Here is an 11,414-nt window from a genome sequence, read left to right on the forward strand (position 1 = left end):
CTCATTCAAGGAAAGTTGGAGAGGACGATGCCCGAATACGACTACGAAGAAATGAAGAAGGAAGCCGAGCAGTACATCAAGTTCGAGAAAGACAAGAAGAACCGGATCGCCTACATCACCTTCAACCGCCCCGAGGAGCTCAACTCCACCACCTTGGGCATGCGGCAGAACTACGCCGACCTGATCCACAAGTGCAACGTCGACGACGACGTCAAGGTCGTCGTGATCCGCGGCGAGGGCGAGGATTTCGGCAGCGGCGGCGACCTGCCCGAGCAGCGGGGAATGCTGGAAAACCCCGGCATGCCGCTGCTGCACGAACTGGCCATCAACGACGACGACGTCAAGTACCCGCCCGGCGGGTCCTACCGCTACCTGTCGACCGTCACCGACTTCTACGCCAAGGCCCGCGCCGGTAACCGCCCCCTGCAAGAGCTGCGCAAGATCAGCATCATCGAAGCCAAGGGCTACTGCTACGGCTGGCACTTCTACCAGGCCGGTGACGCCGACCTGGTGGTCTCGTCCGACGACGCCCTGTTCGGACATCCGGCCTTCCGCTACGTGGGCTGGGGCCCGCGGCTGTGGTGGTGGGCCGAGACGATGGGCCTGCGCAAATTCTCCGAAATGCTCTTCACCGGAAGGCCCTTCAGCGCCAAGGAGATGTACGAGTGCGGCTTTGTCAACAGCGTGGTGCCGCGGGAGAAGCTGGAAGAAGAGACGCTGAAGTACGCGATGGCGTGCTCGCGCTCCCGGCCGACCGACACCGTCGCGGTGCAGAAGACTTTCCTGGAGCTCTACAAGCAGCACAAGGGCGAGTATTTCGGCAGCCTGTTGACCGGCATGGTCGAGGGCATGCTGCCGATGATCGCCAACGACGCGGAGGAAGTGGACCTGACCGCGGGCACGTTCGAGAAGGGCCTGAACAACGTGGTCAAGGACAACGACCTGAACTTCCCGCCGGAGTGGCGCCTGAGCCGCTCGGGACGCGCGAAGCCCTGACGGTCCCGGGAACGCTCGCGTGTCGGCGCTGACGGGTTTCCGGGTCGTGGAGCTGGCCGGGTCCGTCGCGGGGGAGTACTGCGGAAAGTTGTTGGCGGATTTCGGCGTCGAGATCCTCAAGGTCGAGGCGCCCGAGCGCGGCAGCCCCACGCGGGCGATGGCTCCTGTCCTGGCCGACGGGTGCGACGGGAGCGGCCTGTTCGCATACCTGAACACCAACAAGCGGTCGGTGGCGCTCGATCTCGGCTCCGGCGCGGACGTCGAGACCCTGGACCAGCTCATCGGCACCGCGGACGCGGTGATCGACGACGGCGCCCTCGACCCGGCCACCGACTGGGCGCGGCGACATCCGGACGTGGTGTTCTGCTCGATCACGCCGTTCGGCGGGGACGCGCCCGGCGAGTTCCGCCATGCCAAGAGCCTGAACGTCTTCCACGCCGGAGGCTGGGGATACCACACGCCCAGCCACCCGGACCCGGACAAGCCGCCGCTGCAGGGGCCGGGCCGGTTCCTGGCCGACTATGAGGCCGGACTGGACGGCGCGCTCTGCATGGCCGCAGCACTGTTCGGGCGCCTGCACAGCGGCCGCGGCGAGTCCATCGACGTTTCGGGGCAGGCCGTGCTGGCCTCCCGCGCCGACTGCATCCTCGGTCGATTCATCACCGGCGAGGTGACCGCCGAAGGGTGCCGGGGCGACTACGATCAGGCCGGCCCCGCGGCGTTTTTCGCGTGCGCCGACGGCTTCGTCTACCTGTACATGACCAGCCGCGCGCACTGGCTCGGCCTCAAAGACCTCATGGACCATCCGGACTGGCTGGATGCGTTCGACGACGACTGGCTGGAGTTCTCCGTCAGTGCGGCCAAGGTCGCCGATTTCCAGCGGGGTTTCGCCGCGTGGGTCCGCGACCTGGCCAAGGACGAAGCGTCCGACCGAGCGCAGCGACTGGGTGTTCCGCTGGTGCCGGTGAACGGGGCCGCCGATCTGCATGATTCGCCGCAGTACCGGCACCGGGGTTTCTTCCAGCCGGTGCGCCACCCGGTGCTGGGCGACGCGGCCTACCCGACGGTGCCGTACGGATTCAGCCGTTCACCGGCGCGAATCATCTCCGCCGCACCGACTCTCGGTCAGCACACAGTGCAGGTGCTGGAGAGCATGGCCACCGCGCGCACCCGGCCGCGGGTCGAGTCCCCGCAACTCAAGCCACCACGGGAGCCGCGTGGCGGGCCCCTGGAAGGGGTGCGCGTCGTGGAGCTGACCAAGGTATGGGCCGGCCCCTACGCGGGCAAGCTGCTCGCGATGCTGGGTGCAGAGGTCATCAAGATCGAAACCGCGGGCAGTCCCGAGGAGATGCGGGCGTACGGCGGCACCGACATCGACCACGCGCCCTACTTCCTGAGCATCAACACCGAAATCCTCGGCGTGGACCTCGATATCAAGTCCGTGGCGGGCATGGCGCGGCTGCGCGAATTGATCGCGCGCAGCGACATCGTCATCAACAACCTCCGGCCGGGCGCGATGGAACGCCAGGGCCTGGGCTACGCGCAGCTCAGGGAGATCAAGCCGGACATCATCTCCGTGTCGATCAAGATGTGGGGCAACGACGGGCCGTTGGGCCATCAAACCGGTTACGCGCCATGCTTTGCCGCGCTGGCCGGGCTGGCGCCCCTGGTCGGCTATCGCGGGGGCCCGCCGCTGGGGACGAGCATGCGCTACGGCGATTCGACCGTCGGCGCGGCCGCCGCCTACGCCGCGGTGGTGGCGTTGCTGCATCGCGAGCTCACCGGCGCCGGGCAGTTCGTCGACCTCTCGGCCGTCGAAACGCTGTCGTCGATGATCGGCGACCGCCTGCTCGAGCACGCCCTGACGGGAGAAGAATTCGCGGCCTGCGGCAACGATCACCCGGACCTGTGCCCGCACGGCTGCTATCCCTGCGCCGGCGGCGCCTGGATCACGGTGGCCGTCGCCGAGGACTCGCAGTGGCGCGGATTGTGCGGCGTGCTCGATGCGGAGTCACTGGCCCGAGAACGCCGCTACGCCACCATGGCCGAGCGCCGGCGGCATGCCGCGACGCTCGACGCCGACCTTGCGCAGCTCACCCGGCACCACGCCGCCGAGCAGCTGGCCCGTCGCCTGCGCGCGGCGGGTGTGCCGGCCTGTAAGAGCGCCACCGCCGTCGATGTGATCGCCGATCAATTGCTGTGGGACCGCGAGCTGTATCGGTTCGTCAGCGACCACCGAGAGGGTCAGCGACCTATCGTCGGGCCGTCCTGGCGGATGGCGCGCAACCAGGCGCGCGTCGCCCGCGGCGCGCCGGACCTCGGCGAGCACACCGAGTACCTGCTACGCGGGATACTTGGCGCATGACGGCGACTCTTGCACACACCGCGGCGCTGGTCACCGGCGCCAGCAGCGGTATCGGGGCCGCGACAGCCCGCGCGCTGGCCGCGGAAGGCGCCGCGGTGGCCCTGCTCGCGCGCCGCGCGGACCGGCTCGCCGATCTGCAGGCCGACATCGAATCCGCCGGTGGCACAGCGCTGGCCGTGCCGACCGACGTCACCGACGCCGAGCAGGTGTCGAGCGCCGTGCAGCGCGCGGTCGCGGAATTCGGCCGGCTCGACACCGTTGTGAACAACGCCGGGCTGATGCAGTCGGGCCCCGCGGCCGAGGCGTCGCTGCGGGACTGGGACGCCATGGTGACCGTCAACGTGCAAGGGGTCCTGTACGCCACCCGCGCGGCGCTCCCACACCTGATCGCGGCGGCCGCCGACTCACCCCGCGGCGTCGCCGATCTGGTCACCATCAGTTCGACCGCCGGCTGGGTGGCCCGGCCCAACACCGCGGTCTACTCGCTGACCAAGTTCGGCGTGAACGCGTTCAGTGAGGGCATTCGCCAGGAGGTGCTCGGCAAGCGGGTGCGGGTCGGCGTCGTGGGCCCGGGGACGGTCGACACCGAGATCTTCAGCCACCTCGCCGAGCCGTCCCGGGAAGCGTTCGAGCGCCAGACCGCCGGCATGGTCAAGTTGCGCCCGGAGGACATCGCGGACGCGGTGCTGTTCATGGTCACCCGCGACCGCCGGGTCGCCGTCAATCACATGCTGGTGCGCGCGGCCGAACAAACCTGGTGAGCCATTGAGTTCCGAGCCATCGACGTCACGGTGGGCCGTCGGCGACCAGTACGGGCTGGCGTTTCCGGCCGATCCCGCGGCGCTGGCGGGCGCTGGCGCGCGTTTCCTCACCCGGGCCTTCGCCGCGTCCGGAGTGTTGCGTGACAACAGCGTGACGCGCATCGTCGGGTTTCGTGAAATGGCGGGCGGCAGCACCGGACGTAAGGTGGCGCTCACCGTCGAATATGCCAGGCCCGCAGCCGAACTGCACACCGACATGTTCGTGAAGTTCTCGCGCGACTTCGGCGACTCGGCGCGCGACCGCGGGAAGACCCAGATGGAGCCCGAAGTGCGGTTCGCCGCCCTGTCCCGGGCACCGGAATTTCCCATCGCGGTGCCCAGGGTGCAGTTTGCCGACTATCACCGCCCGAGCGGCACGGGAATACTGATTACCGAGCGAATCCGATTCGGCGAGAACGGGATCGAGCGGCAGTATCACAAGTGCCTCGACTACGAGATGCCCGGGCCGCTCGAACACTACCGCGCGCTGCTCACCGCGCTGGCGCGGCTCGCCGGCGCCCATCGGTCCGGGAGCCTGCCGACCGAGCTGACCGCGGCCTTCCCGCTCGACGTGGCGGCCGCGACGGTGGGGGAGCGGGCGCCGCTCTCCGCCGACAAGTTGGTTCGCCAGGTAGACCAGCTGGCCGCGTTCGCTCGAGCCCATCCCCGGCTGCTGCCGGCCTGTGCGCCGGAGTTCGCCGCCCGGCTGCGCGACGACGTCCCGCGATTCGCGCGCCGCGAACAGACCGTCGCGGCCCGGCTGTCCGGGGACTCCGACTATGTCGCGCTCTGCCATTGGAACGCCAACATCGACAACGCGTGGTTTTGGCGCGACGCGGCGGGCGTTTTGCGTTGCGGCCTGCTGGACTGGGGATGCGTCGGCCAGATGAACGTGGGCATGGCGATCTGGGGAGCCATGTCCGGCGCCGAAACCGACCTGTGGGACGCGCATCTGGACGACCTGCTGGGATCGTTCGCCAGTGAGTTCCACCGATACGGCGGCCCGGAACTCGATCCGATTCGGCTGCGCCGCCACACGTTGATCTATGCGGCGGCGATGGGGGTCACCTGGCTGCTGGGCGTTCCGGCGTTGATCCGCAAGCGATTCGAGGCCGTACCGGACAGTCGCCGGCACCCCCTGATCCGTGATGACGAGAGCGTGCGCGCACCGCTGCAGATGCTGTCGAATCTGCTGTTCCTGTGGGAGCGGCATCGGGTCGGGGAGCTGCTTGACGCCGCGCTTGCCGAGAGTCGCGGCTGAGCTACGGCTCGTCGCCGTCGCCGTCGCCGTCGCCGTCGCCGTCACCGTCACCGTCCTCGTCGCCGTCGCCGTCTCGGAGCAATTTTTCCGGGTGATGGAACGTGTTGGTGCGCGGGTGGCCCCGATCCAAGTGCGGGGGCGGTATCCATTCGGTGTCGCCGTTGGTGTTTGTGCGGGTGGTCCAGCCGTCGGGTCTGAGCAGGCGGTGATGCGGGCCGCAGGCGAAGGTGAGGCCGTCGATGTCGGTGCGCCGGCAGGTGGCGTAGTCGGTGACGTGATGAACCTCCGAGTAGTAACCCGGCACGGTGCAGCCCGGCGCCGAGCAGCCGCGATCCTTCGCGTACAGCACGATTCGTTGGCCGGGGGAGGCGAGTCGTTTGGTGTGGTACAGGGCCAGGGCCTTGCCCTTGTCGAAGATCGCCAGGTAATGACGCGCGTGGCGGCTCAGGCGGATCACGTCGCTCATCGGCAGGATGGTGCCGCCTCCGGTCAGGCCACGCCCGGCGGCGGCTTCCAGCTCTTGCAGTGTGGTGGTGACGACGATCGACGCGGGTAAGCCGTTGTGTTGGCCCAGTTTTCCCGACGCCAGCAGGCCGCGGGCCGCCGCCAGGAGCGCGTCGTGGTTGCGCTGCGCCGCGGAACGCCCGTCGCGGTCGATCGCCTCTTGGCTGGGTGCGCCGTCGATGCAGGGGGTGTCCTCGAGCGGGTTGCACATGCCCGGGGCGGCCAACTTCGCCAGCACCGCTTCGAGAGTGGCCCGCAGTTCCGGGCTGATGACCCCGCGCAACTCCGACATGCCGTCGGGGCCTTGCTTGCCCAGGGTCAGCCCACGCCGCCGCGCGCGGTCGTCGTCGGTAAAGGCGCCATCGGGGTTCAGGCAATCGGCGATGTGGTCGGCGAGCTCGGCAAGGTGTTCGGGGCGGAAGTGACCGCCCTTGTCGGCCAGGTCGGCTTCGACGGCGGCGCGGGTGGGGAAGTCCACCCAGCCGGGCAGCCGGTGGAAGAATCGCCGGATCACCCCCACTTGCCCGGTGCCCAGCCGGCCGTCGCGTTGAGCAGCCGCCGTCGCGGGCAGCATCGGCTCCAGCGGTTCACCGGTCAACCCGCGCCGCGGACCCAGGTCGGCCGCCTCGTGGACACGCCGGGAGGCCTCGGCCCGGCTGACCAAAGCCGTCTCGGCGATCGCATGGGAAAGCGTGCCGCCCAACTCTTCGGGGGTGGCCTGGCAAGCGAGGTTGTTGATCACGGGGTGTTCCAGCGCCGGTAATTGGCGGCGCACCTGCTCCGAACGCTCCAGCATTGCCAGCTGTTGCCCGACGGTCATCGCGTCCACCGGCAAGGCGCGGGCACGAGCCAAGACCGCATCGAGGTCGTCGAACACCGCCTCGGCATCGGGATGACCGCTTGAACTCATGACCCCAAACTAGCCACGCCCACCGACAAAATTGGCCTCACGGAGACCGCTGAAGCTAAAGTGACGCAAGTGATCTCAGCCGGAACGGCTCGCTCCGTGTCATCTAGGCGTTGATGCTCAGCAAATCCTCTGCATTACGGTGAGCGATGCGGTGGCGGTCGTCTTCGCTGATGTTGAGTTTGTTGAGGAAGGTCCGTGTGCCGTCGAGGGTGAGGTAGGGGTAGTCGACTGACCAGATCAGCCGGTCAAGACCGACGGTTTGTGCGATGAAGTCGATGTGTGGCTCGTAGAACATCCCGCTGGGGGTGATCCACACGTGGCGGCAGTACGTGTCGGTGATGGTTGTGGACAACCCCGTGACGTTTGGTGGCATGACGTCATCGAGTCGCGGCAGATAGAAGGGGACCATTTCGCCCCAATGGCCGCTGATTACACGCAGATGCGGGAAGCGTTCGAATGCTCCAGACAGGATGAGTCGGAGCACGTGGATGCCGGCCTCGTGGTGCCACCCCCACCCCCCTAGCGAGAATTGCGTCGTGACCTCAGGGCCGAACCCGCTGTAGTAAGCCTGCTGAACTGACGGCACGGGATGAAAGGGATGCACGTAAAGCGGTACCCGGAGGTCGTTGAGCTTTTGAAGCACGGGATCGTACCGCCGATCGTCGAGAAAGCGGGCGCCTGGTCGTCCGACGATGAGGGCGCCCTTGAGGCCCAGCTCGACGACCGCGCGTTCGAGCTCTTCGGCGGCAGCCTGGGGCGCTTGCCAGGGCAATAGGGCGAATCCGCCGAATCGGTTCGGGTATTGGGAAATCGCTTGTCCGAGGCGGTCATTGGCGCTCGCGGCCAACTCGACGGCGTGTTCCTCCGGCACGAGCTGGATTGGTGAGCTGTAGGAGATGATCTGCATGTCGATCCCATGAGCGTCCATCTCCGCAATGCGGCGATCGGCGAGGTCACTGCCGCGTCTGATCGCTTCTCTCATCTCGACGAGATGCGGGCGGTCCCGGTCAGCTGATTGGGAGGCCGCGGCCGCGGAACTCTGCAGACCCATGTAGGGCGCTTCCTCCTCCAGCGTTGGTTGCGCCCGTCGCATGATGTCGGCGTCCATGGTGTGTTCCTCAATGCAAATCAATCGCATGGTCATTCCTTGGTTGTCGTTGAAGAGCCCGCGCCCACGCGGGCGCGTGGTGAGTAGATGATGGGGCGGCCGAACGATCAGGTAATGGCGTCGACGCCGGCCTCGGCGATCGACTGGTCTTGACTCCAATGCCCACCCGATACACCGATCGCTCCGACAACAGTGCCGCCGACGACGATGGGCAGCCCGCCCGCGAAGCTGATGAGCCGGGAGATCCCGGTGGGGGCGCCGGTAGCCAAGGGCGCGTCCTGGGTCATGAGCTCGTGCCACTGACCGGTCGGCAGACCGAATCCGGCAGCGGTGTAGGCCTTGTCTTGAGCGATCTGGATGGCCTGCAGCGCGACATCATCCATCCGGGTGAAAGCGCTGAGGTGTCCCGCGGCGTCGACCACGGCCACTGCGGAGGGCACCCCGATCTCCTCGGCGGCCGCGATCGCTGCGCGGACCGCCTCGGTGGCGGCCGTGGCCGAGATGCTCGGAACGTATTTGACGACGCTGTTCAAGGCGACTCCTAACGTGCACGGATATCAGTGTACATACATACATCAGCATACTGATTCGCTTCAGCCGTTGGCTAGGGTGGGTTGATGGCGGACTACACCGAGCGAATGATCTGGTTAGTCAAACGTGCCGAGATGGCTACTCAGCAGGCGAAGGAGCGCACGCTCCGACGCCATAAAATAACCGGCGCGCAACATGCGGCCCTGACGATCATCAATCTCTACGACGGCATCACTTCAGCAGAACTGGCCCGCCGGTGCTTCGTCACGGCACAGACGATGAACAGTACGGTGAGTCGACTCGAGGCGGCCAAGCTGGTCGCACGCACGGCGCACCCATTGCATCGGAACCTGATTGAGCTACGACTGACGGAACACGGACGGCAGGTGTATGCGAGAGCTGACGCTGAGGTGGCCGCACTCGACGATCAGCTCGCCGCGGGCTTCGCAGCGGCGGAATTGCGCGCATTGAAGCGCGCGCTGACCCACATTGCCGCGGTGGCAGACGAGGCGTCGAGCGCGCAACATTGAAAGTCCCCGTGCGGAGCCCAATTGCCGGACGGTCATTGCCGTAGTTCAGGGGCCTGGCCACGTGGGACTGGTGGTCAGCACGTCGGCGCCACCCTCGGTGATATGGACCGTATCCCGGCGGAACACCGCCCCGACGCCTTCCCGCCAGACGTAGCCGGTGATCGCGAGCACCATGCCGGCCTCCAGCCGGTCGCGTTCGCCGGCGGCGAGCAGGGTTTGGGACACCACCGGCGGGTCGAAGCCCAACCCCAAGCCATGCGCGACCGGCATCGGCGGTATCGGCTCGCCGGCCGCCTCATAGGCGCCGAGCAGGTCGGAGGTGGGTGCACCGGGCCGGCACGCCGCAAGAATGCTCTCGTACAACACGTTTGAGCGATCGAATAACTCGGAGGCGGGCCCGCCGGCAGCCCATGTTCGACCCACCTCCGCGACGTAGCCGTTCGCCAGGGCTCCGGCGGCGAACGCGACAAGGTCGCCGGGTCGCACCGCGCCCGAGCCGTCGCGGCGCCACGGGTGTTCCTTCGACGTCACCCAGGCGGCGTCCTGGGTGGCCGGCGTGCTCACCCCGCCGGCCGCCATCGCCTCCATCATGGCGCCGGCCAGCGTTCGCTCGGCAACTCCGGGCGCGAATTCGGCCAGCGCGGCGGCGAGTCCGCGTTCGGCGACGCGCAGGGCGGTGCCCATCGTCCCGATTTCGTCGGGGGTCTTCACTCGCCGCGCCGCGCGCATCGCCGCCTCCGCGTCGACGAGTTCGGCGTTGGGGAACGCCTCGGGCAGCAATGCGGCGAAAGTCGGTGTGATCGCGTCGGTTCCGACCCGCCGTGCCGAGTCGGCCCCGTCGATCTTCCTCAGCACGTCGATCAGCGTCATCGGATTCCAGGCCAGCCCGTAGAGGTGGTCGTGTCCGATCTCCTCGGGCACGCCCTCGTCGTCGGTGCTGTTGAGATAGATGTCGCCGGAGGCACGCACGACGACACACATCGGACCGAACGGCCGGGTGCCGGCGATCCACAACTGTGGCGCCCCGGTGACGTAACGAATGTTGGCCTGCCGCCCGAGCACCAGGACGTCGAGCCCGTGCGCGTCCATCTGGGCCAGTGCCCGTTCCCGGCGCGCCAGGCGCAGGGCCTGGCCGTCGGGGCAGACTTCAGTCGCCATAAGGCGAATAAGGGTAGTCGGTGATCGGCAGGTAGCCGTCCTCGGTGATCACCACGATCTCCTCGCTGCGGTAGCCGCCGGTCCCGTCCTCCCACACCACGGGTTCCAAAACCAGCACCATTCCGGGTGGAAACACGAAGTTGTCGTCGAACTCCTCGCCGAGATCCGTTCCGATCATGGGGGCTTCGGCGGGGTAGGTGCCGATGCCGTGGCCCAGATAGAAGTGCGGCAGCCACGGTTTGCGGCCGCCGTTGGCGGCGATCGCCGCGCGCGCCAGGTCACCGGAGGTGACACCGGCTTTGGTCACCGCGAGCACCGCATCCAGGATCTCCCGCCATTGCCGAAACTGATCCTGCTGTCGGGGGGTGGGCTGTTCTCCGACCACCCAGGTCCGGCCGAAGTCGGAGCAGTAGCCGGCGTAGGTGATGCTGATGTCGGTCCAGAGCACGTCGCCCGCGGCCAGCTCGCGATCCGTGGGCAGCAGCGGCAGCGCAAGGTCGCCATGGGTGGTCCAGACCCCGGCCGCCCGTGAGGTGGGCATCACCTGCCAAATGGCCTCGAGCATGTTGGTGGTGGCGCCGAGTTCGAACGCGCGACGCACGAGCACGGCCGACAGGTCGATCTGCCGCACGCCCGGCGCCAGCGCGTTGTACACGTCCACGATGGCCCGCTCGGTGATGCGCGACGCCCTGCGCAGGCACGCGAGCTCGTCGCGGGTCTTGACCAATTGCGCCGCGCCGACCACGATCGCCGCGTCGGACGGCTCGCCACCGGGGAACAGCGTGGGCGCCGCCCGACGCATCGCGCCGGTCAGTTCGTCGACGGCGACGCTGGCACCGGGCGGTACCAACGCGGCCAGCTCACGTGCGAAATGCGCGACGCCGTGGTCGAATTCGAGGTACACCGGCCCGTGCACGTGGTCGTCCGGGAGTGGCGGTGGCGACGAAGCCCCGCCGCGGAACGGCATGAACAGGTGCGGATGTTCGTCGTCGGCGAGCACCACCGCCACCGGCCGCTCGACGTGGGACAGGCCCGCGTCCAGCAGCGGCCAGCTGGCGCCCGTCGCATAGGTGACGTAGCCATTCATCGACAGAATCAGCGCATCCACGCCGTGCTCGGCCATCGCGGACCGCAGCCGGGCCCCGGTCTCCGCACGCATGCGCGCCCGATCCGGTTCCTCGGGTATCTCGACGACCGCGCCGATCACACCCTCGGGGTACACGGTGTGGGTCTGCGCGGCCATCAGCGTCC

The 11,414-nt window shown here is 67.9% G+C and carries 10 protein-coding genes; 5 read left to right on the forward strand and 5 right to left on the reverse strand.

Translation table 11 applies throughout. The annotated features are described in order from the left end of the window. Positions 1-27: 27 nt before the first annotated feature. Genes BST44_RS12180 through BST44_RS12195 form a run of 4 tightly spaced genes read left to right on the forward strand, consistent with a single transcriptional unit; the run spans position 28 to position 5,422 of the window. Positions 28-996: an enoyl-CoA hydratase/isomerase family protein gene (locus tag BST44_RS12180; RefSeq protein ID WP_083177368.1), complete on the forward strand. Its 969-nt coding sequence runs from the start codon at positions 28-30 to the stop codon at positions 994-996. 19 nt (positions 997-1,015) lie between these two features. After that, positions 1,016-3,361, forward strand: a complete 2,346-nt coding sequence (locus BST44_RS12185) for a CaiB/BaiF CoA transferase family protein (protein ID WP_083177369.1) — start codon at positions 1,016-1,018, stop codon at positions 3,359-3,361. Beyond that, complete coding sequence (locus BST44_RS12190) at positions 3,358-4,122, forward strand: SDR family NAD(P)-dependent oxidoreductase (RefSeq protein ID WP_083177370.1); 765 nt, start codon at positions 3,358-3,360, stop codon at positions 4,120-4,122. Before BST44_RS12185 ends, BST44_RS12190 begins: the two co-directional genes overlap by 4 nt. 4 nt (positions 4,123-4,126) lie before the next feature. Beyond that, on the forward strand, positions 4,127-5,422 hold the full coding sequence (locus BST44_RS12195) for a hypothetical protein (protein WP_083177371.1): 1,296 nt from the start codon (positions 4,127-4,129) through the stop codon (positions 5,420-5,422). A gap of 1 nt (position 5,423) precedes the next feature. Here BST44_RS12195 and BST44_RS12200 read toward each other — a convergent pair whose 3' ends face one another. The 3 genes from BST44_RS12200 to BST44_RS12210 all read right to left on the reverse strand — a co-directional run bounded on the left by BST44_RS12200 (position 5,424) and on the right by BST44_RS12210 (position 8,477). After that, a complete protein-coding gene (locus tag BST44_RS12200) occupies positions 5,424-6,836 on the reverse strand; it encodes an HNH endonuclease signature motif containing protein (protein WP_083177372.1) in 1,413 nt (470 codons plus the stop codon). Positions 6,837-6,939: 103 nt separating this feature from the next. After that, positions 6,940-7,944: an amidohydrolase family protein gene (locus BST44_RS12205; protein ID WP_208619782.1), complete on the reverse strand. Its 1,005-nt coding sequence runs from the start codon at positions 7,942-7,944 to the stop codon at positions 6,940-6,942. 107 nt (positions 7,945-8,051) lie between these two features. Continuing rightward, a complete protein-coding gene (locus BST44_RS12210; RefSeq protein ID WP_083177373.1) occupies positions 8,052-8,477 on the reverse strand; it encodes a GlcG/HbpS family heme-binding protein in 426 nt (141 codons plus the stop codon). An 84-nt stretch (positions 8,478-8,561) separates the two neighbouring features. On the opposite strand from BST44_RS12210, the gene BST44_RS12215 reads away from it, so the two are divergent. Next, positions 8,562-9,005 (forward strand): MarR family winged helix-turn-helix transcriptional regulator, encoded by a 444-nt coding sequence (locus BST44_RS12215; protein WP_083177374.1) that lies wholly within the window; start codon positions 8,562-8,564, stop codon positions 9,003-9,005. A 45-nt stretch (positions 9,006-9,050) separates the two neighbouring features. On the opposite strand, the gene BST44_RS12220 is transcribed toward BST44_RS12215, so the two are convergent. Together BST44_RS12220 and BST44_RS12225 are read right to left on the reverse strand one after the other, a co-directional pair. After that, positions 9,051-10,163 carry a M24 family metallopeptidase gene (locus tag BST44_RS12220; protein ID WP_083177375.1) on the reverse strand — a complete coding sequence of 371 codons (1,113 nt, stop codon included), beginning with the start codon at positions 10,161-10,163 and terminating at the stop codon, positions 9,051-9,053. After that, positions 10,153-11,406, reverse strand: coding sequence for a M24 family metallopeptidase (locus BST44_RS12225; RefSeq protein WP_083177376.1), 1,254 nt, complete (start codon positions 11,404-11,406; stop codon positions 10,153-10,155). The genes BST44_RS12220 and BST44_RS12225 overlap by 11 nt, the downstream gene beginning before the upstream one ends. Positions 11,407-11,414 lie beyond the last annotated feature (8 nt).

This window comes from Mycobacterium scrofulaceum, assembly GCF_002086735.1.
In the GTDB taxonomy this organism is placed as follows: Bacteria; Actinomycetota; Actinomycetes; order Mycobacteriales; family Mycobacteriaceae; genus Mycobacterium; species Mycobacterium scrofulaceum.

Excerpts from the sequence above, each read along its gene's own strand:
- BST44_RS12200 (WP_083177372.1), bottom strand. The coding sequence starts at position 6,836 with ATGAGTTCAAGCGGTCATCCCGATGCCGAGGCGGTGTTCGACGACCTC.
- BST44_RS12215 (WP_083177374.1), top strand. The coding sequence starts at position 8,562 with ATGGCGGACTACACCGAGCGAATGATCTGGTTAGTCAAACGTGCCGAG.
- BST44_RS12220 (WP_083177375.1), bottom strand. The coding sequence starts at position 10,163 with ATGGCGACTGAAGTCTGCCCCGACGGCCAGGCCCTGCGCCTGGCGCGC.
- BST44_RS12190 (WP_083177370.1), top strand. The coding sequence starts at position 3,358 with ATGACGGCGACTCTTGCACACACCGCGGCGCTGGTCACCGGCGCCAGC.
- BST44_RS12225 (WP_083177376.1), bottom strand. The coding sequence starts at position 11,406 with ATGGCCGCGCAGACCCACACCGTGTACCCCGAGGGTGTGATCGGCGCG.
- BST44_RS12180 (WP_083177368.1), top strand. The coding sequence starts at position 28 with ATGCCCGAATACGACTACGAAGAAATGAAGAAGGAAGCCGAGCAGTAC.
- BST44_RS12205 (WP_208619782.1), bottom strand. The coding sequence starts at position 7,944 with ATGGACGCCGACATCATGCGACGGGCGCAACCAACGCTGGAGGAGGAA.